General features: G+C 50.6%; 17 protein-coding genes and 1 riboswitch. Of the genes, 9 read left to right on the plus strand and 8 right to left on the minus strand.

What is annotated here, in order from left to right; genetic code table 11:
• Window positions 1–326 precede the first annotated feature (326 nt).
• Complete coding sequence (locus Q5741_RS20085) at window positions 327–1,505, plus strand: S8 family peptidase (RefSeq protein WP_305025897.1); 1,179 nt, start codon at window positions 327–329, stop codon at window positions 1,503–1,505.
• 60 nt (window positions 1,506–1,565) lie between these two features.
• Here Q5741_RS20085 and argS read toward each other — a convergent pair whose 3' ends face one another.
• The 3 genes from argS to Q5741_RS20100 all read right to left on the minus strand — a co-directional run bounded on the left by argS (window position 1,566) and on the right by Q5741_RS20100 (window position 4,997).
• On the minus strand, window positions 1,566–3,248 hold the full coding sequence (gene argS, locus Q5741_RS20090) for an arginine--tRNA ligase (protein WP_305025898.1): 1,683 nt from the start codon (window positions 3,246–3,248) through the stop codon (window positions 1,566–1,568).
• Window positions 3,245–3,670 (minus strand): DUF1934 domain-containing protein, encoded by a 426-nt coding sequence (locus tag Q5741_RS20095; protein ID WP_305025899.1) that lies wholly within the window; start codon window positions 3,668–3,670, stop codon window positions 3,245–3,247. The genes argS and Q5741_RS20095 overlap by 4 nt, the downstream gene beginning before the upstream one ends.
• A gap of 154 nt (window positions 3,671–3,824) precedes the next feature.
• Complete coding sequence (locus tag Q5741_RS20100; RefSeq protein WP_305025900.1) at window positions 3,825–4,997, minus strand: WD40/YVTN/BNR-like repeat-containing protein; 1,173 nt, start codon at window positions 4,995–4,997, stop codon at window positions 3,825–3,827.
• A 191-nt stretch (window positions 4,998–5,188) separates the two neighbouring features.
• Between Q5741_RS20100 and Q5741_RS20105 the strand changes: the two genes are divergently transcribed.
• Window positions 5,189–7,249 carry a transglycosylase domain-containing protein gene (locus tag Q5741_RS20105; protein ID WP_305025901.1) on the plus strand — a complete coding sequence of 687 codons (2,061 nt, stop codon included), beginning with the start codon at window positions 5,189–5,191 and terminating at the stop codon, window positions 7,247–7,249.
• A gap of 129 nt (window positions 7,250–7,378) precedes the next feature.
• Window positions 7,379–8,092: a DNA-3-methyladenine glycosylase gene (locus Q5741_RS20110; protein ID WP_305025902.1), complete on the plus strand. Its 714-nt coding sequence runs from the start codon at window positions 7,379–7,381 to the stop codon at window positions 8,090–8,092.
• Between the two features lie 106 nt (window positions 8,093–8,198).
• Here the strand turns inward: Q5741_RS20110 and Q5741_RS20115 are convergent, their stop codons facing one another.
• Window positions 8,199–8,711, minus strand: coding sequence for a YwhD family protein (locus Q5741_RS20115; protein WP_305025903.1), 513 nt, complete (start codon window positions 8,709–8,711; stop codon window positions 8,199–8,201).
• Between the two features lie 171 nt (window positions 8,712–8,882).
• On the opposite strand from Q5741_RS20115, the gene Q5741_RS20120 reads away from it, so the two are divergent.
• The 4 genes from Q5741_RS20120 to Q5741_RS20135 all read left to right on the plus strand — a co-directional run bounded on the left by Q5741_RS20120 (window position 8,883) and on the right by Q5741_RS20135 (window position 13,403).
• Complete coding sequence (locus tag Q5741_RS20120) at window positions 8,883–10,862, plus strand: M1 family metallopeptidase (protein WP_305025904.1); 1,980 nt, start codon at window positions 8,883–8,885, stop codon at window positions 10,860–10,862.
• Window positions 10,863–10,876: 14 nt separating this feature from the next.
• On the plus strand, window positions 10,877–11,701 hold the full coding sequence (locus Q5741_RS20125) for a hypothetical protein (RefSeq protein ID WP_305025905.1): 825 nt from the start codon (window positions 10,877–10,879) through the stop codon (window positions 11,699–11,701).
• 261 nt (window positions 11,702–11,962) lie between these two features.
• Window positions 11,963–12,101, plus strand: a riboswitch (cyclic di-AMP (ydaO/yuaA leader).
• 4 nt (window positions 12,102–12,105) lie between these two features.
• On the plus strand, window positions 12,106–12,597 hold the full coding sequence (locus Q5741_RS20130) for a C40 family peptidase (protein WP_305025906.1): 492 nt from the start codon (window positions 12,106–12,108) through the stop codon (window positions 12,595–12,597).
• Window positions 12,598–12,920: 323 nt separating this feature from the next.
• On the plus strand, window positions 12,921–13,403 hold the full coding sequence (locus tag Q5741_RS20135) for a GNAT family N-acetyltransferase (protein ID WP_305025907.1): 483 nt from the start codon (window positions 12,921–12,923) through the stop codon (window positions 13,401–13,403).
• Window positions 13,404–13,482: 79 nt separating this feature from the next.
• Here the strand turns inward: Q5741_RS20135 and Q5741_RS20140 are convergent, their stop codons facing one another.
• A complete protein-coding gene (locus tag Q5741_RS20140; RefSeq protein WP_305025908.1) occupies window positions 13,483–13,785 on the minus strand; it encodes a 4a-hydroxytetrahydrobiopterin dehydratase in 303 nt (100 codons plus the stop codon).
• A 69-nt stretch (window positions 13,786–13,854) separates the two neighbouring features.
• The gene (locus Q5741_RS20145; RefSeq protein WP_305025909.1) at window positions 13,855–14,148 is read right to left on the minus strand and encodes a hypothetical protein; all 294 of its coding nucleotides are present in this window, start codon (window positions 14,146–14,148) and stop codon (window positions 13,855–13,857) included.
• Between the two features lie 212 nt (window positions 14,149–14,360).
• Here Q5741_RS20145 and motA point away from each other — a divergent pair, with 212 nt between their 5' ends.
• Entirely contained in the window at window positions 14,361–15,164 is an 804-nt protein-coding gene (gene motA / locus Q5741_RS20150; protein ID WP_305025910.1) for a flagellar motor stator protein MotA, read from the plus strand.
• On the plus strand, window positions 15,148–15,981 hold the full coding sequence (gene motB / locus Q5741_RS20155) for a flagellar motor protein MotB (protein WP_305025911.1): 834 nt from the start codon (window positions 15,148–15,150) through the stop codon (window positions 15,979–15,981). Before motA ends, motB begins: the two co-directional genes overlap by 17 nt.
• 72 nt (window positions 15,982–16,053) lie before the next feature.
• Here motB and rluF read toward each other — a convergent pair whose 3' ends face one another.
• Window positions 16,054–16,755 carry a 23S rRNA pseudouridine(2604) synthase RluF gene (rluF, locus tag Q5741_RS20160; protein WP_305025912.1) on the minus strand — a complete coding sequence of 234 codons (702 nt, stop codon included), beginning with the start codon at window positions 16,753–16,755 and terminating at the stop codon, window positions 16,054–16,056.
• Window positions 16,756–16,766: 11 nt separating this feature from the next.
• Window positions 16,767–19,010 carry an ATP-binding protein gene (locus Q5741_RS20165; RefSeq protein ID WP_305025913.1) on the minus strand — a complete coding sequence of 748 codons (2,244 nt, stop codon included), beginning with the start codon at window positions 19,008–19,010 and terminating at the stop codon, window positions 16,767–16,769.
• Between the last annotated feature and the right edge of the window lie 112 nt (window positions 19,011–19,122).

Genomic DNA, 19,122 nt, shown 5'->3' on the forward strand with positions numbered 1-19,122 from the left:
AGGCTCATTCTATATAACATATCCATTATCAAACCTAAGTAAAACCTATTTAAGCGCAAAATGCAAGTTTATCCTTAGCTTGATTGAAACATAAGAAAAGACGGGGAAGTCTCCTTCACCGCCTTTTGACTGTATCCTCCCTGAAGGATGGCCTTACAGGGTCGTGCGCAAGAGCCCGCAGGCTCTCCATGTATCCTATGTCCGGCCGTGTGTTTTGACACGCAGGGCAGCCTATTTTTTTGGAAAAAGGGCAAGTTCCCCATGCGGCGTATATGCCGGAGTCATACAATACTTCAGCATGGCTCATCGGAGGGAGACTGCCCGCTATGGACTACCCGGAATTTTTGCAAATGCTGAATAAGGAGATTTCCAATCCAGCGTCAGGCCAGCTCAGCCGTCAGATCATTACCTTCGCACGGCCAAGACAGTACCGGGAGTGCCTGCATGCTCTGAACAATATGAAGTCAACGCTGACCAGCCTGCGCCAGGTACAGCCTTCTCGTCTTATTGATGCGCTGATCGTACCCCTGGCATCCACCGCCAGGTTGACAGCCTATCTGGGGGATATCTTCATCGAAGAAGATGAACGGATTGCTATGCATGGTGCCGCCATGACCTCCCCGCTGAAGAATAATGCAAACACGGGTGTCCCGTGGGGAGTTGAGCAGATTAAAGCACCCAAGGTCTGGTCCACCTCAACCGGCTATCGGGTGAAGATCGGCGTGATCGACACCGGGGCAGACTACCAGCATCCGGATCTTCGTTACTCGCTGGCCCCCGGCATCAACCTGCTCAACCGCATGATGCTGCCTTATGATGATAACGGGCACGGTACACATATCGCCGGTATCATTGCAGCCGCCAACAGCACCGGCGGTATGATTGGCGTGGCTCCGCGTTCGCTGATTTACCCGGTTAAGGCTTTTGATCATCAGGGGTCAGCTTATGTCTCTGATATCATTCTCGGCATCGACTGGTGCGTACGCAGCGGGCTGGATATCATTAATATGAGTTTCGGGATGAAGACCCGCAGCAAGGCTTTGCTTGATGTTGTGAAACGGGCAACCCGGGCCGGCATCGTGATTGTTGCCTCTTCTGGCAATGACGGCAAGCGCCGCTCCATTGACTACCCGGCCCGTTATCCGCAGACCATCGCCGTCGGAGCAACCGACCGGCGGCGCAAGATTGCCGGGTTCAGCAATCGCGGACCTTACGTGGACATCTATGCACCCGGAGACAAGATCGTCTCTTCCTGGGTTCGCGGCAAGCATCATGAAATGAGCGGCACCTCGATGGCCACATCCCATGTGAGCGGTGCCATCGCATTGCTGCTGGCACAAAGGCCCGGGCTCAGTCCTGCTGAGATTAAGACACTGATTACCCGCACAGCCAATCCTCTGCCTGTTCGTAAGAACGCGAAAGGTACAGCTCAGGTTTCTCGCGGTGAAGTCGATGCGCTGCGTCTGGTACGCGAAGGCATGCGTCTTCCCTCATCAAAAACGTAAAAAAGGGCTTTGCCATGATGGCAAAGCCCTTTTTCTATACTAAATCTCCAATGGATAAAATTACATTTTTTCCGGTGCCGTAACGCCCACCAGCTTCAAGCTGTTAACGATTACTGTGCGAACAGCAGCAAGCAGTGCCAGGCGGGCCTGAGTCTGTGCCGCATCGTCCGTGATCACGCGTTCCGCCTTGTAGTAGCTGTGGAACAGAGAAGCCAGCTCATAGACATAACGGATGATACGGTGCGGTGCATAGTTGCCAGCCGCAACTGCGATTTCCTCTGGCATCTCGCCAAGCTTGCGCAGCAGATCATATTCATGTTCTGCATTCAGCTTGCTGAAGTCCAGATCCCCCAGCGGCAGCAGCTGAATCCCCTGCTCGTCCGCCTGACGGAAAACACTGCAGATCCGGGCATGCGCATACTGAACATAGAAGACCGGATTTTCGTTGGAGGTCGAGATGGCCAGATCCATGTCAAAATCGAGATGGGAGTCCATGCTGCGCATGGTGAAGAAATAGCGGATAGCGTCAACGCCCACTTCTTCCATGAGATCTTCCATCGTTACAGCTTTACCCGTACGCTTGGACATCTTCACTTTCTCGCCATTCTGGAACAGACTGACCATCTGCGCGATCAATACCGTCAGCTTGGACGGATCATTGCCCAGAGCTTCCATTGCGGCTTTCATCCGCGGAATATAACCATGGTGATCCGCTCCCCAGATGTTGATCATCTCGTCATAACCGCGGGCGTATTTATCACGGTGGTAGGCAATGTCTGGTGTCAGGTACGTATAGGTGCCGTCATTTTTGATCAGAACACGATCTTTGTCATCGCCGTACTTCGTGGTACGAAGCCATGTAGCTCCTCCTTCTTCGTACACTTCATCATCACGGTCACGAAGCTCATTCAGAGCCTTCAGAACTTCTCCATTCTCATACAGGGAGGTTTCGCTGAACCAGCTGTCAAAATGAACACGGAATTCCGCAAGGTCGCGCTTGATCTTGTTCAGTTCCTTCTCCAGTCCATAGTCACGGAAGTAGGCCGCACGGTCTCCTGGAGCCATCTCCAGCAGCGAAGCTCCCTTCTCGGCAACAAGCTCCTTCGCGAAGCCGATAATATCTTCACCATGATAGCCGTCTTCCGGCATTTCGGCCTGCTGTCCGAGCTCCTGAAGATAACGGGCTTCAATGGAACGGCTCAGGTTATAGACCTGGTTGCCGGCATCATTAATGTAATATTCACGTGTCACCTGGTAACCTGCAAAATCCAAAATGTTGCAAAGTGCATCACCCACAGCGGCGCCGCGTGCATGTCCCAAATGCAGGCTGCCTGTCGGGTTGGCACTAACGAACTCAACCTGAACCTTCTTGCCTTCGCCCAGTTGTACCCGTCCGTAATTCTCTCCCAGTTTTTGAACAGATTGAATGACCGGGTACAGGTAGCTCTTGTCCAGACGGAAGTTAATAAAGCCCGGTCCTGCAATCTCGGCTTCCATAATGGAAGCTGCATTCAGATCCAGATTGGCGATAATTTCTTCGGCCAGCTGCCGAGGGTTTCTCTTAGCGATCCGCGTCAGCTGCATCGCAGCATTCGTTGCCAGATCTCCGTGTGATTTGTCCTTGGGCACTTCCAGTGTGATGACCGGCATCTCTTCACGGCTGACGATGCCTGCGGCTACGATTGCGTTCTGAATCGCCTCCGTCACCTGTTGGTTAATGTGCTCCAGTGGATTGACTGTCATGATTTTGTTTCCTCCTGTATGTGTAAACTGATCGCGAAATGCCCAGAGAGTTGCTCGAATGCATACAAGTCATAGGTCCACTCCACCTTGCCGTTCAGACCATCCCTGTGTACTTCCAGCTTCGTGGTATGGGTAGATAATGCAAAGCTTGTATATGGAGACCGATAAAAGCCTGGCAGCCTGCGGCCCAGCTCAAAAGACTGCTCGGATTGGACTTCACCGTGCCGGATAATTTTCAGCTCCTGCTCCCCGATCTTCACGGTTGTTCGCGTGGCTCCGCCTTCCGGCCCTGAATTCGGCTCTTCATAGCGGACATATAATTGGCTTCCCCGGATCGTGGCTTCACCCGGCAGCTCCTGAATGACCTGTTCCCCGTCTTGCCGGCTCTTCAGCCGCACAGTGACCGGCTTCATTGTTGACATATTAGCAAACTCCAATCATTTTGTTTCCTATTGTACTACTATATCCAGTTCGCCGTTTCAATTCAAATCAGGTTTTGCTCAAATACCGCTTTTTTGCAATAAAAAACGTGTCTGCCCGCGGGCAGACACGTTCTATTGTTGTTCATTGAATTCCCTAGTGCTTCTCATGAAACTGGATCAGCGGTGTCCAGGTCTGTCCGCCATCATGAGTGACATAGACCGCCGGGTTTCTAAAGCCGGTTACCGCCAAGTAGCCGGTCTGAGCTGAACGGAATGAGATCACCGAGCTGTAGCCCGCAATATCAGACTTCAAATTGTTCCAGCTCCTGCCACCATTCGCCGAGCGACCGATTCCTACGACTTCACCCGCGGGAGAGCCTGCGCTTAGATATGCGGTACTGCTGCCGATCAGCTGCATATTGCCAGGATGACCGCCAGGCCCCGCCGGACCTTCCTTCTTCAGACCGTCACGACCGCCGGGAGCAGGCCCGCCGCCGGCTGTGCTTTGGCTGATATCCTTGGTCCAGTGCTGACCACCATCTGTTGTCGCGTACATGGAGTAGGATATCTGCGACATGCCTGCGCCCCCGTACAGAATGACATACGTCTGCTGGCCGCTGCTGTAGACGTCTCCGCTTGTTGCATTCATGGAAGAATTAACACGAAGGGACAGGGACCAGTGGGAACCGCCATTTGTTGTTTTCATTACCCGATATCCGCTTCCGGGCACAACGACGACTGCGAAGCCGTTATTTATATTGCTGAAGAATGCGCCGCGCGTATTGGCAGGTGTCTTCACCTGATTCCAGCTGACACCGCCGTTGTTCGTTCGGTAGACTGCATTATACGCGTAAGCAAATCCGGTCTGTTTGTTCAGAAATTGAATCCGGTCAAAGGCTACACTCCCTGTTGAAATACGGGTCCAGTGGGAACCGCCGTCTGAGGTACGAATCAGATATCGGGCCGGCTGGTCGGGCGATACCGATGCCAGTGCCCATCCATTCACATTGTCCGTAAAATCAATCTGCGCAAACTGCCATTGGCCTGTATAGATCTTCTGCCAGTCTGCGCCTCCATTTGAAGTTCCTATCATAAATCCGCTTCCTGCTGCTCGTCCAATATGATCACTTAGAAATTGTACATCACTAAACTTCAGGCCCGCCGGCTGTCTGGAAGCGAGAGTCTGCTCCAGGCTGTTGACCAGGCCAGCACTGCCTGTTCCAGCTGCCGCTGCCGGCTGAGCCGATGCCATAGGGAACGTTATAGCAATCATTGCAGATGCGGTAAGAATTGCTTTTGTAATCCACTTTTTGCAGTTAAATTTCATGTCGATATGCACCTCCTCCTGTTACATTACCCGTTCCATATCTCTTAGAATTGACAATTCCATAAAAATGATATGACAGTTTCGTTATATAATTCTGCTCTTGTCAGCAGTAATCCCGGGCTGAACACTGAATATCCGCTCCGCTCCTGTACCATACTGAAAATTAGAAACACATGGAAGGGAGTGGCATCATGGGAGATGAACTGAAGAGACAGCGCAAGCATTCGTCACGAAAGTGGATCCTGCTGTTCAAAGCGTTCTGCATATCCCTCGTGCTTGGTGTACTGGCGGGTGCTGCTCTGCTGACCTATCTTTATGCGACCAGTCTGCCGATGGCGGAGAGCGACCGCAATTCCCGCCTGCTCGACAGCAGCGGAGCCGTGATCGCAACCTTCTCCAGCGGCGGTAAAGATTCTATTCCTGTTCAGCTGAATGAGATTGCGCCCTCTCTGGTTGATGCCACCCTTGCCGTAGAAGACCGTAAATTTTATGACCATTACGGTTTTGACTTCAAAGGTCTCGGCAGGGCTGTACTGGTTAACTTAAAACGGATGGATATGGCGCAAGGGGCGAGCACTCTTACCCAGCAGCTTGCCCGCAACCTCTACCTGTCTCATGAGAAAACATGGAACCGAAAGCTTAAAGAGGCCATGTACACGGCACAGCTGGAGATGAAGTACAGCAAGCATGACATCCTTAATATGTATTTGAATGAAATATATTATGGACACGGTGCGTATGGAATCGAGGCCGCTTCACAAATGTATTTCGGAATTCGTGCCTCTGAGCTGACTCTGGCGGAAAGCGCCATGCTGGCCGGCATTCCGAAAGGGCCTACGTACTACTCTCCTTATAATCAGATGAAAAATGCAAAGGACCGCCAGAAGGTCGTGCTGGAGGCTATGGTAGACACAGGCACAATCACCCGGCAGGAAGCTGATGCAGCCTACCAGCAGACACTGCCGTTCAAAGCACCCAGTGAGCGGCGGACCGTTGAGGAGGCTCCTTATTTTCGCGACTATGTGAAAAATGTGGTCACCCAGCAGCTCGGCATTTCTCCACAGCTTTTGGACCATGGCGGGCTGAATATCTATACCACGCTGGATTCACAGATGCAGCAGGCGGCTGAATCAGCTGTTGCTAAAGGGATGGATGCCAAGAGTGAACTGGAGACCGCTCTGGTATCCATAGATCCACGAACCGGTTACGTCAAAGCCATGGTGGGCGGTAAAAACTATCTCAGCAACCAGTACAATCATGCACTGGCCAGCACCCGTCAGCCCGGGTCGTCTTTTAAACCCATCATGTACCTCACTGCACTTGATTCCGGACAGATGACAGGAGCCACGGTTTTTAACAGCCAGCCGACGATTTTTCATTACGATCATGACCGGCTGACGTACCAGCCCAAAAATTTTGGCGATAAGTTTCTGGGCGAAATCAATATGCGCCGGGCTATTGCAGCATCAGATAATATCTATGCTGTAAACACGATTATGAAAATCGGCACCGAGAAGGTCATCGCCATGGCACGGAAAATGGGAATCAGCGGCAGTCTTAACCCTGTTCCCTCTCTTGCGCTCGGTACATCGCCGGTCAGCCCGTTCGAAATGGCTTCTGCCTTTGCGGTTATCAGCTCTGGTGGACAGAAGCTTCCGGCAACTGCCGTCCTCCGAATAACTGATGCTGCAGGCCGGGTTGTGTATGAGGCACCGCAGAATCGTCCCGAGCAGGTCGCAAGTCCGGCCGCAGCCTATGTTCTCACCCGAATGATGGAGAGCGTATTCGAGAGCGGGGGAACCGGAAACCGGGTAGCCAATGTGATGAAAAGGCCGGTTGCCGGCAAATCGGGAACAACGGATACCGATGCCTGGATGGTCGGCTTCACACCGGAGCTCTCAACCGCCGTATGGGTGGGTTACGATAAAGGAAAGGCGATTCAGACGGCGGATGGTCACCGGGCAGCGCCAATCTTTGCCCAATATACAGAACAGGCGCTGACGAATGTCCCGCCCAAAATCTTCCCTGTACCTGACGGTGTAGTCAGTGTCTATATTGACCCGCAGAGCGGCAAGCTGGCAACAGCGGCCTGTCCCCAGAAGCAGCTGGAAGTGTTCGTGGCCGGCTCTGAACCAAAGGAATACTGCTCGGACGAAGGCACAAGCCCGCCGCAGCCTCAGGACAAGCAGGCCGACCTGAAGAAGGAGAAGCATTCATGGTGGTCTGACTTCAAGCGCTGGTGGATGAATTAACACATACATCTAGAAAAATGACTGCAGCTACCCTCCATGTTGCCTTGATGGAACAGGAGGGTATATTTATATACATCAGAGAATTATTAGGAAAGAAACCAATATACCAGAGTTAGCAGGTGAACTGACATGAGCAAGGAAATTCCCCATATGAATCAAAGCGGGGACAATGGGAACAGCAAGGTCAATCAAGGCTGGGTACATCCGAATCCCCATGTCCCCAGCCCGGCTGAGTTATGTGCCCTGCCTGCGCTGGAGGCAGCTCCCCTGCTGCTGGGGTATACGCTGGTCCGCCGAACCGAGGAGGGTGACATCCGCTGCCGGATCGTGGAGACCGAAAGCTATGGCGGTATGGAGGACAAGGGCAGTCATGCCTATGGCGGGAGAAAAACCGGCCGTACGGAAGTCATGTTCCGCAATGGAGGCCTGGCCTATATCTACCTTATCTACGGCATGTACCATTGTCTGAATGTGGTTACCGGCCGGGAGGGAGATCCGCAGGCCGTACTGATCCGTGCTGTCGAGCCGCTTTCCGGCCAGGATCTGGCTATAATGCGCAACAACCGGAGCACCCCGCTCAGGAGGGAGCGTGACATTTCGAGCGGGCCTGGCAAGCTGTGCCGAGCCCTGCGTATTGACCGCTCGCTGAACGCCAGCAGTCTGCTGGTTCCCGGACAGCCGCTGTGGCTGGAACCGCCCCGGGAACTTTCTGAGTGGAAAATCATGACGGCGCCGCGTGTAAATATTGACTATGCGGCAGAATATGCCGAGAAGCCATGGCGGTTCTTTATCGGGGGCCATCCTTATATTTCCGTTACAGATCCGCGGGCAGTTCCCTTATAATCCGTTAATAAATCTACGCCAAGAGGCTGAGCATACACCGGCAATCGCCCGTGCTGCTCAGCCTCTTGGCCTTACTATAATTGATCACCAGAATCCATCGTGAAGCTTATACGTCCAGTGCCTGCTTCAGCTCGTCCGGCGAAGCATCCCACCACTCGCTGTTGTGCTCGACCAGCAGCTTCTTAAGCGCTGCCCTCTGCTCCGCTCCGAGCTCCTCCAGCATGAATCGGCGCTTCATGGCCGCGTCCATTTTGTTTACGTGGTCCGGGAGGATCTTCCAGCCCCGCTTGGCTTCGGTGTCGATCAGCATCTCGCAGGCGGTCGCCCCGCCATACAGCTGGCCTTCCGGGGTACGGTCCACTGCCACCCAGACAAGCCATACCTGACGGCCATTCGGCACATCTTCTTTGTTCGAAGAAAACTTGATTCCGCGCTCCACCTTGCTCTTCGCATGCATGGCACCAATATCAATTCTGGCCTCATCCCCATCAATGATAACAGGAGAAAGATTGTTCAGATCAATTGAGCCTGCGCCAAATCCTTTATGTTTATTGCTCTTACTGCTGACAATATTTAAAGCAATCTGCTTTTTAACGCCGGGTTGTTGATTTTGGTCCATCGTCCAAGCCCTCCATCATGTATACTTTCTTCTCTCCGAGTATGAACTTCATTGAATTTAATCACTGCTGCTCCTCTGGCAATAGTCTGCCCCCAATATTTTAACTAATAATCTCCCGAAAGCCAACATATACATGCCGTAGATGCTTGTTCAACGGGAGGTATCCATTGTATGACCCCATTTCGTGCCAAAGTCATCATCATGTCCGTGCTTGCGCTATGCCTGACCGCCGGAAGTGCTGGATGGTATATGTATTCCTCATCCCCCACAACCCAGGCTCTGTTCGCCGTTGAAAAGGGCAAGCCTTCCGCCCCGCAAGCTGCTGCACCGGAAAGTGTACAGCAGCCCCAGGCTGAGGTGCTGAGCGATCGCATCGTCGAATATCACATGGACGTTGCCCTTGCCGATGAGGGGGTGCTGAAGGGAACGGAGACGCTGACCTGGAAGCATCCCGGTAAAAAAACGGTGAACGAGCTCTATTTTCACCTCTACCCGAATGCATTTGCCTCCATGGATACTACCTTCATGAAAGAGACCGGAGGTAAGCTGCGCGGAGATACTATGCCGCCGGACGGCTTCGGCTCCATGTCTATTCTGAGCATGAAGACAGCAGACGGATTGTCATTAATGCCGCGCATCCAGTATATCCAGCCTGACGACGGCAATATCAAGGACAAGACCCTAATGAAGGTCCGTCTGCCCAAGCCCGTGAAGGCCGGAGAGAGCGTTACTCTGAGCATCCAATTTGAAGTGAAGCTGCCTAAGGTATTTGCCCGCATGGGTAAGGCCGGCTCCTTCATCATGGCAGGCCAGTGGTATCCCAAGATTGCTGTCTACGAAAGAGCCGGTGAACGCGGCCGTACGGAGGAAGGCTGGAACGCCCATCAGTATCATGGCAATACGGAATTTTACTCTGACTTCGGTATTTACAGCGCACGCATCCGTGTGCCTTCGAATTACATCGTGGCTGCATCGGGATTTCCGACGAGGCAGGCTGAGGTCAAAAACGGCAGCAAAATTTATCAGTTCTATGCCGATGATGTCCACGACTTTGCTTGGTCGGCTTCGCCTGATTTTGTCGTAGCCGAAGAACCCTTTTCTGCAACCAACATTCCAGGTGTTCGCATTAAGCTGTATCTGGACCCGGCCCACAAGGATCTGAAGGAGCGTTATTTCTATGCCGCTAAGGCTGCCTTATCCAACTACAGCAAATGGTACGGTTCTTATCCCTATTCCACATTGTCCATTGTTGTTCCTCCGAAGGAGGGTAATGGTGCCGGGGGGATGGAATACCCCACCCTTATTACCGCTTTCGGTGCGAGTGATGCGAACCCCGGATATTCGCTGGAGCGGACGGTAGTGCATGAGATCGGCCATCAATACTTTTACGGTATGATCGCCAGCAACGAAGTGGAAGAAGCCTGGCTGGATGAAGGTTTTACTTCTTATGCTGAAGACCGGGTCATGGAGCAGGAATACGGTCTTTCTCCAAATCTGCCTATGCAGGCCGGTTATGTCTCCTCCCCTGCCTCTCTGACCCAGTCTGCCTGGAAATATGGCTCTCAGGAACGGTATGCGCAAAATGCCTATATTCGGGGCAAGCTGGTCCTGTCCGGCATTGAACAGCAGGTCGGCCGGCAAACGATGGATAAAATCATGCGCACCTATACGCAAAAATACCGTTTCAGACACCCTTCGAGCGCAGATTTTCAAAAGGTGGTGGAGCGAGTTACGAACAAATCGTGGTCCGGCTACTTCAACGACTATATTTATGGCGCCAAGATGGCTGATTTTGCTGTAGATCATATTGAAGTAACCCCGTCCCCGGGTAAGGGCAAGGAAAACTATGAATCTAAAGTCGTCATCTCCAAGCGGGGCGGTGATTATCCGAAAATTCCGGTTCTCTTTACATTCAAGGATGGACACGAAATGTATAAGTCATGGAACGGTCAGGGCTCGACGGTAACATTTAATTTGAAATACAGTTCTCCAGTCTCAACCGTAACCGTAGATCCGCTTCATCAGATTGTGCTGGAGAACAAGCATATTAACAACTATCTCAAGGCTGAGGTAGATGAGAAGGTGGCTACCCGTTGGAATTTGGGCGTTACCAAGCTGATCGAAACCCTGCTGGGAAGTCTGTCATGGTGAGGTGGAAAGAAAGCATGAACCGACACGTTAAAGAAGGCTGGCATCTGACGGTCAAACAATTTTATATCGTTATCATTCTATTTCTGTACCAGCTGCTGTGCGGTGTGCTGCTGTACCGGCTCGTCCAATCTGCAGTCATTCCCATCCTGCTCCGCTATCCCGATCCGCAGCAGAGTGAGTTGAGCCAGGTTCTCTACTGGATGGAAGGACAAATTCAGCTGATGGAGAGCAGAGAGGTTCACCTTTACCTGTGGGCCCTGGCTGGGTTCGGATTGTTCCGGATTCTTCTCACCCCCTTGATCCGATCGGGGATCTACTACAGCCTGCATGAAAGAAATGAAGAGCAAAGCCGGCCTTCCTTTATCCAGGGGATGTTCAAGTTATGGAAACCGGTCACTCTGTATTACACGATCGAGCTTCTGCTGTTGGCTCTTCCTGCCTATTGGGTTGTACCGAAGATGGTTCCGGGTGTGATCGGCAGCATTCAGGATCCAGCTCAGCTGCTCCATGTCATCCCCTATATGCTAGGCTGGCTGATCTATGGTTTCCTGGTTAAGGAAATGCTGCTCTTTATGCAATTCGGAGCTACCGGGGGCAGCCGTGCTGTGGAAGGCTTATGGATCAGTGTACGTCATATTCTTCCCCTGCTTGCCGTTGCCCTTACGCTTGGATTGTTTAATGTGATATGCTTCGGACTCTTCAGCGCCGTTTCAATGATCTGGACTGGGCTGCTGGCACTACTTCTTCAACAAAGCTACCATCTGGTACGATGTATCCTTCGGCTCTGGAATATAAGCGCCCAGTTTCACCTCTATCGGTCTTATATCAGGAAAGATTAAAAATGTGTCATTTCTCCAAGCTAACTGTATTTATGTCAATCACCGAAAATGAAAATCATATAACAACGAATTAATAACAAAACCCGCCCTGAATATATTCAGGTGCGGGTTATTTTTCGCGAAATAGGTCAGAAATAATTGCCAAATATCAGAACCTCTGTTACAATTAGCGCAGTAATCTTAGTAACAAGTTTGTAATCTTTAATGTAACTTTAACCACAGACGTCCATGTAAGAAGATATGTAGCTCTTCAGGTGCATAACTATGATGCAGCCGAGTTCCTGGCACCTGGGAAGCGGGGGAACCAGTTTTGGGTGAATTGATCTTGCAACAAAGGGATCATAGGGAGACCTTCTACCGAATCCTTAAGCTAACCTCGCAGGCACTGGAAGGGGTTTACTTGCTTGAAGAAGAAACTAACACTCGCAGTTATGGGTTTTGCAATTGCACTAACCCTCGGAACGGGAAGCGCATTTGCGGATTCCAAGATGGACCAAGTGATCGATAGTGCAAAAGGAACGTCCTATGTTTCTGGTGGGACTTCATTGAGCGGATTTGATTGCTCCGGTTTTACGATGTATGTATTCAACAAGCTTGGCATTAAACTGCCGCATCAATCGGGTTCGCAGTTTTCTATGGGTAAGTCGGTATCAAGAAACGAGATGAGACCTGGAGACCTGGTATTCTTCAATACCAGCGGAAGAGGAGTATCTCATGTTGGCATTTTCGTTGGGGAAGGCAAATTCGCACATGCATCATCTTCCCGCGGTGTGATCATCAGCTCCCTGAACGAGAGCTACTATGCCAAACGTTATATCGGTGCTAAACGGATCATGAGTACGGATGCTTATCAGAGTGTCGCTGTTGACTCTCCTGATTATGATGATGTGGATTAATCTTAAAAAGTAATATAATATATGCCCGTAGTGACGTTCGCCATGAACGCTCGCTGCGGGTTTTTTATATCTTACGCAGTTATGATCAAAAAGGTTTCAGCTGGATTAACGGTTTCCCATAACCTTTCTTACTCCACATTTACCCTGCGTAGAGGAAATATAAACGGCCACTTTGCAGATTTAATGATTTTTTCATTCACTTTCATTTTGGTTGCACTTTTCTATAGTTCCCTTTACCATTAAAGAAGAGAACATATCAGCATTTGGCTCTGCTGAAGGCTGCATGCTCGTTAACCCATCATTCTTCACGGGAGGAATGGCAAGTGAACAGTGACATACGCTTTTATGTTTTGCCCATGCAGGAGGCGGACGCGGCGCAGATCTGCACGTGGAAGTATGATCCCCCCTATAATGTGTATGGATGGCTGCCGTGGGAACAGATGAAAGCGCTTGAAATTGAATTTGGTCATCCGGAGCTCCGCCGTAAACAGTACGTTTCTGTCATTGATGATATGGACAGGCTTTGCGGGTTTGCTCAATATTTCCCAATGCAAGGGGTAACCCGACTCGGTCTGGGCATGAAGCCAAGCCGCTGCGGCCGGGGGACAGGCTCTGCATTTGTGAGGGCCGTTGCCGAAGAAGCCCGCCGGCGCCAGCCGCAGGATGAGATTGACCTGGAGGTCCTCACGTGGAATATCCGTGCTATCCGTGCTTACGAATCTGCAGGTTTCCGTATTACCGATACATATGAAAGACAAACCCCTGAAGGGATGCAGCCCTTTCACTGCATGGTTTACGAAGATTAGACAGGTTCCAGCACAAACAGACCATCCCGGGGAAGAACCCCCCTTGTGATGGTCTGTGAGCTTTTTGATCCACATCCAGTTAATCTGCTTGATCCTTCATTCGTTCAAAAGCTTCGTTATACTGCTGCGCTTCCTTGAAATCCAGGCCGGTAATCCCGCCTTCCTCCCTGGATGTCAGCCGGAGAGTGACTGTCTTATAATCGATAGTGATAAACGGATGATGGTTAAAAGCCTCCGATATAGCGGCTACTTCATCCACGAACGCTATTCCCTTCATGAAGTCGGAGAACAGAAAGGTCCGTACAATCCACCGGCCTTCCTCATGCATCCAACCGTCCAGCCGTTTCAGATGCGCTTCCACTTCTTCCTGCGTATATAGCATGCTTAATATTTACCCCCTATCTTCTGCGTTCCCAACCCAGCCAGCGTCAGATTGAAGTCAGATATTACATTAAATTAAAGAGACAAAGGTGAGTTCCTCTTCTCCTATAAGCACATTAATGCGGTGGTTCTCTTTATCATAAATGACGACACCGCTGCCCACTTCAATAACAGGCTCCGTTCCGAGCCCGTAAAACACATCTTCAGCCAGGGCTTCACTCACTTCCGTACGCTCGGACTCGCCAAGTCTGTCCCATTCTTCTGCTTCCATCTCAAAAAAAACATAGCTGTCGGGAATACGCTGCATTGCTTCTGTCATGTCTTTCAAAATATCTCCATAGTCCCGTCCATGCTTAACACCCATCCGGCTCACTCCACCTCTCATCATATTCAAGCCCCGCTTATCTTATTATACCGGAAAATTGCCCTTAAAAAAAAAGCACCTTTTGTCGATAAAAAGAGTAGTTGAGCATTTTGCATGAAGCATGATGCTAATTTCTCGTCTGGCTGCTGCTTATTGTCTTCATAGATATGCACGAAAGGATTCACATTTATTACTCATGGATGAGGTGTAGAATGAATATTTCAACGATTGTCGGTCTGGTACTCGGACTCGTCTCCCTGGTTGTGGGGATGATGCTGAAGGGCGCGCCTCTGGTCAACCTGGTGAACAACCCGGCCGCCTATGTTATCATTTTTGTCGGGACTGCCGGTACTGTATTTATGGCATTCCCAATGTCGGAAGTCAAAAAGATTCCGAAGCTGTTCAAATTGATTTTCTCTGAGCCCAAGCTCATTGATCGTACACAGTTAATCAGCACATTCATGGAGTGGGCAGGCATTACACGCCGTGAAGGTCTGCTGGCTCTTGAACCGAAGGTTGAAGAAATTGATGATGCGTTCCTCCGCAGCGGGATGCGCATGATCATTGACGGTAATGACCAGGAGTTTGTCAGCGATGTGCTGATGGAAGATATTAATGCAACTGAAGAGCGCCACCGTGCAGGTGCCCTCATCTTCTCTCAAGCCGGAATGTACGCACCGACACTGGGGGTACTCGGAGCCGTAATCGGTCTGATCGCTGCCCTGGCTGACCTGAGTGATATGGAGAAGCTGTCTCACGCTATTGCAGCAGCCTTTATCGCAACCCTGCTCGGTATTTTCTCCGGTTACGTATTATGGCATCCCATGGCCAACAAGCTGAAGCGGATGTCCAAAAAAGAAGTTGAGATCAAATTGATGATGGTCGAAGGCCTGCTGTCCATTCAGTCCGGCGTTTCCACCATTGCTATCAGCCAAAAGCTGTCTGTATTCCTGACTCCGACTGAGCGTGAGAAATTGAGCAGCAAGGAGGCTGAATCCGGTGAGCAAAAAGACTAGACATGAGCCTCACGAAGAACACGCCGACGAGAGTTGGCTTCTTCCGTACTCAGACTTAATGACCCTTCTCCTGGCCCTGTTCATCACCCTGTTCTCCATGAGCTCGCTGGATGCAAAGCAGTTTGAGGAGATGGCGAAATCCGTCAGTGCAGCATTTAACGGTGGTTCAGGCGTCCTTGATTATAAGTCGGCCAATCCGACAGAGGCTACAGCGGATCTTGGCAAAAACAAAGAAGAGATTGTACCAACAAAGACTAAAAATCCGGATGCAGCCGTTAAATCACAGACGAATACACAGAAGCTTGCACAGCAGGAAGAAGAAGATCTGCAGAAGCTGAAGCAAAAGCTGGATCAATATATTAAGCAGCATGGCTTGACGAACCAGCTGAATACCAAGCTGAACCAATCCCAGCTCCTGATTACGATCAGTGACAATGCTCTGTTTGCTTCAGGACAAGCTGAAGTAAAGCCTGATGCCCGCATTTTGGCCAAGGCGATCTCTTCTATGCTGACCCAGTTCTCCGGTTATGATGTGATTGTATCTGGACATACGGACAATATGCCTATTGAGAACAGCCGGTACGCTTCCAACTGGGAGCTGAGCTCTGACCGTGCTAATCATTTTATGAAAATATTACTGCTGAACAATCAGCTGAACCCCAGCAAATTCAGCACGATCGGTTATGGGGAATATCGTCCAATTACGACCAATGATACGCCTGCAGGCCGAGCCCAAAACCGCCGTGTTGAAGTATCCATTGTACGTAAGTACCAGAACGGCACCCAAGTGATCAGCGCAACATCGCGCAATAACTAGGAATGTGCAAGAAAAGCTGCAGGAGATCAACTCCTGCAGCTTTTCTTGTTAGATAGAGACTTGATTGACGGTCTAGGAAAGATTATAGTCGAGCATCTTTCCCAATTCCTGCTTTTCCTCAGGAGTCAGATCGCGCCAGGCACCATTCTTCAGGCTGCCCAGCTGGATGTTCATAATCCGGATTCGTTTAAGCTGGCGGACTTCATAACCGAATGCAGCGCACATCCGGCGGATCTGACGGTTCTTGCCTTCGGTCAGAATGATACGGAATACCCGCTCCGACATCCGGGTAACCTTGCAGGGCAGCGTACGCTCACCCAAAATTTTGACACCGGAAGACATGCCTTGAACAAAGGAGGGTGTAATGGGACGGTCTACCGTCACAATATATTCCTTCTCATGCTTGCCTTCCGCCCGCAGAATTTTGTTAACGATATCGCCGTCATTGGTCAGCAGAATTAAGCCTTCAGAGTCCTTGTCCAGCCGTCCAATCGGAAAAATTCGCTCCGGGTGACCGACAAAATCTACAATATTACCTTGAATATGCTGCTCTGTCGTACTGGTAATACCCACAGGCTTATGGAGTGCAATGTAGACATGCTTGCGTTTGGCTGCAACCGGCTTGCCGTCAACCCGGACATCATCTCCCTCTTCCGCCTGACTGCCCAGTACAGCCTTCTCGCCGTTAATCGTCACACGCCCGCTGTCAACCAGACGATCCGCCTCGCGCCGCGAGCAGAAGCCTGTCTCACTGATAAACTTATTAATACGCAATGTGATCCACCTCAATCTGTTGATACTTCTTCAGGAGTGGATAATGGGAGCTGGATCATCACCTTGGTCCCTTTTCCTTCCTCACTCTCAATCTCCAGCGTTCCCCCATGAGACTGGATAATTCGCTGACTTACCATAAGACCCAGACCCGTGCCGGATTCTTTGTTAGTCAGAAATGGTTCACCCAGCTTGGCCATCATATCAGCAGGGATCCCAATGCCTTCATCCTCAATAACCAGCTCCGCCATGGCCTGCTGATCTTTCGCATGCAAGGACAGGATCATCCTAATATGTCCTCCCTTAGGCATGGCCTCCATGCTGTTCTTCAGCACATTGATGAATACCTGCTTAAGCTGATTCTCTTCACAGTGCACCATGGCCTCCTGCTGACCAAGCTTCAGATCAAACTGTACATCATACAGATGAGCCTGACTGTCTAAAAGGGAAACGACATCTCCCAGTATAAACCGTAGATCCTTATCCTGAAAGCGGACTGCCTGAGGTTTGGCCAGGATCAGAAACTCACTCACAATCAGATTAATCCGGTCCAGCTCGGAGAGCATGAGATCGATATGCTGCGGATTGAGCTTTTGCGTCTCCTGCTGGAATTGCAGAAAGCCCCGAAGCGTCGTGAGCGGGTTGCGGATCTCGTGTGCCACTCCTGCAGCCAATTGCCCGACCGTCGTCAGCTTCTCAGAGCGCCTCAGCAGCTCTTCCATCCGGTTGCGGCTTGTAATATCCCGCGACACGCTGATAAAGCCCATAATCTCTCCAGCTTCGTCCCGGACAGCCGAAGTACTGATGCTTACCTCCACCAGCGTTCCGTCTTTTTTCTGGCGCAGCGATTCCATAGGAGGGACCTGAATACCTTCAAGCATTAACTGCAGGCGTTCTGTATCTTCGCCCTTCAGATAATCCGGCACGATCGGAGAGGGCCTGCCGACCACTTCCCTCGCTTTCCATCCGTACAGTTCCTCAAAAGCCCGATTCACACGCATGATGACCCGGTCCTGGTCCCAGACATGGATGGCATCCGCAGTCTGATTAATGACAGACTCCAGATATTCCTTAACCGATCGGTTCTCCTCATACATCTGCTCCAGACGCCGGGTATAGAGTCCCAGGTTCTCAGTCATCGCATTAATACGATTGCCCAGCTGTCCGAGCTCGTCATGACTTTTTACGACCAGCCGAGTATCAAAGTGTCCATCCGCTACCTCGCTGACCTTTCCGAGCATTGATTGTACCGGCCGGATAATGAATCCTGCCAGGATATAGCTGCCCAAAATCACAATCTCCAAGAGAACGACCGAGATCGCAATATGACTGACAAGCTGCTCCGAGACGACAGAGGAGATCGCTGCATAATCGTTTACGATCCTGATGACATAGGGATCCCGCTGCTGCGGGAAGATCGGTACAAAGCTCTTGATGACCTTGGTTCCATTCAGTGTGGAGAGAAAGACCTGGTTCTCGCCGGTCCATACAGCCTTCTTAACTGCTTCTTCCTCTTCGGCGGTATTATCGGAGTGATAGCTGCCAAAGCGTATCGGCTGGTTGGTCAGGGCGTTGAAGCTTGACTCCGTGCCATTCGAATTCAGCGGTTCTTTGCCGAAGCTTTTCGGATTAATGCCGGTAATCTCGAGAACCTGGTTATTCACCTTCTTGGTCTCTTCAACAATCTCGTTCGGGCTCATCACTTTCAGGTAGTCCTCAATGGCTGTGTCCTGGAAATAGGGATTAATCATATAGTTGCGCTTGCCATCATAGTAATATCCCCATTTATTAATGCGGTCAGGCTCACTGTAAGACTGTTCAAACGGTCCTGACCAGAAATTGTCCAGAATCTGTCCCTGCTTTACCGTAACCGGTTGGCGGCTGAACAGCTGACTCAGTGCTTTGTACCAGTAATCCCATCGCTTGGTAGATATTCCGATCTCGGCAGGATCCGACGAGCGAACGGCTACGATATCATCATCTTTCCTGACAAAAAGGGTGATATGGCTGACGCCGATCTTCCGGCTGAGTGCAATCAGATTATCGTTAGATATATTCTGAATGTCAGGATCCAGCTCATCTGCAGCGGCGCTGGCCGCTATTCGGAGGTTATAAGCAATCTGCCTCTCTACATAATCAGAGCTGAATTGGCTCTGTTCAATAGCCACCGCAATCTGTTTGGCGGTCAGGACAGTCTTCAGGTCACTGTCTTTTTTGAGATTCTCCTGGGTTGTGAAATAATTAAGAGCAATATTCAATACTAAAATTAATAGTACCGACCCTGACATTATGATGGATAACTTCGTTTTTATTGACAAACCCGTCCCTCACTTTTTGGCGGATATTGGCGATAAATGGTAGTTTACAATC

This window comes from Paenibacillus lacisoli (assembly GCF_030580655.1).
Taxonomy (GTDB): domain Bacteria; phylum Bacillota; class Bacilli; order Paenibacillales; family Paenibacillaceae; genus Paenibacillus; species Paenibacillus lacisoli.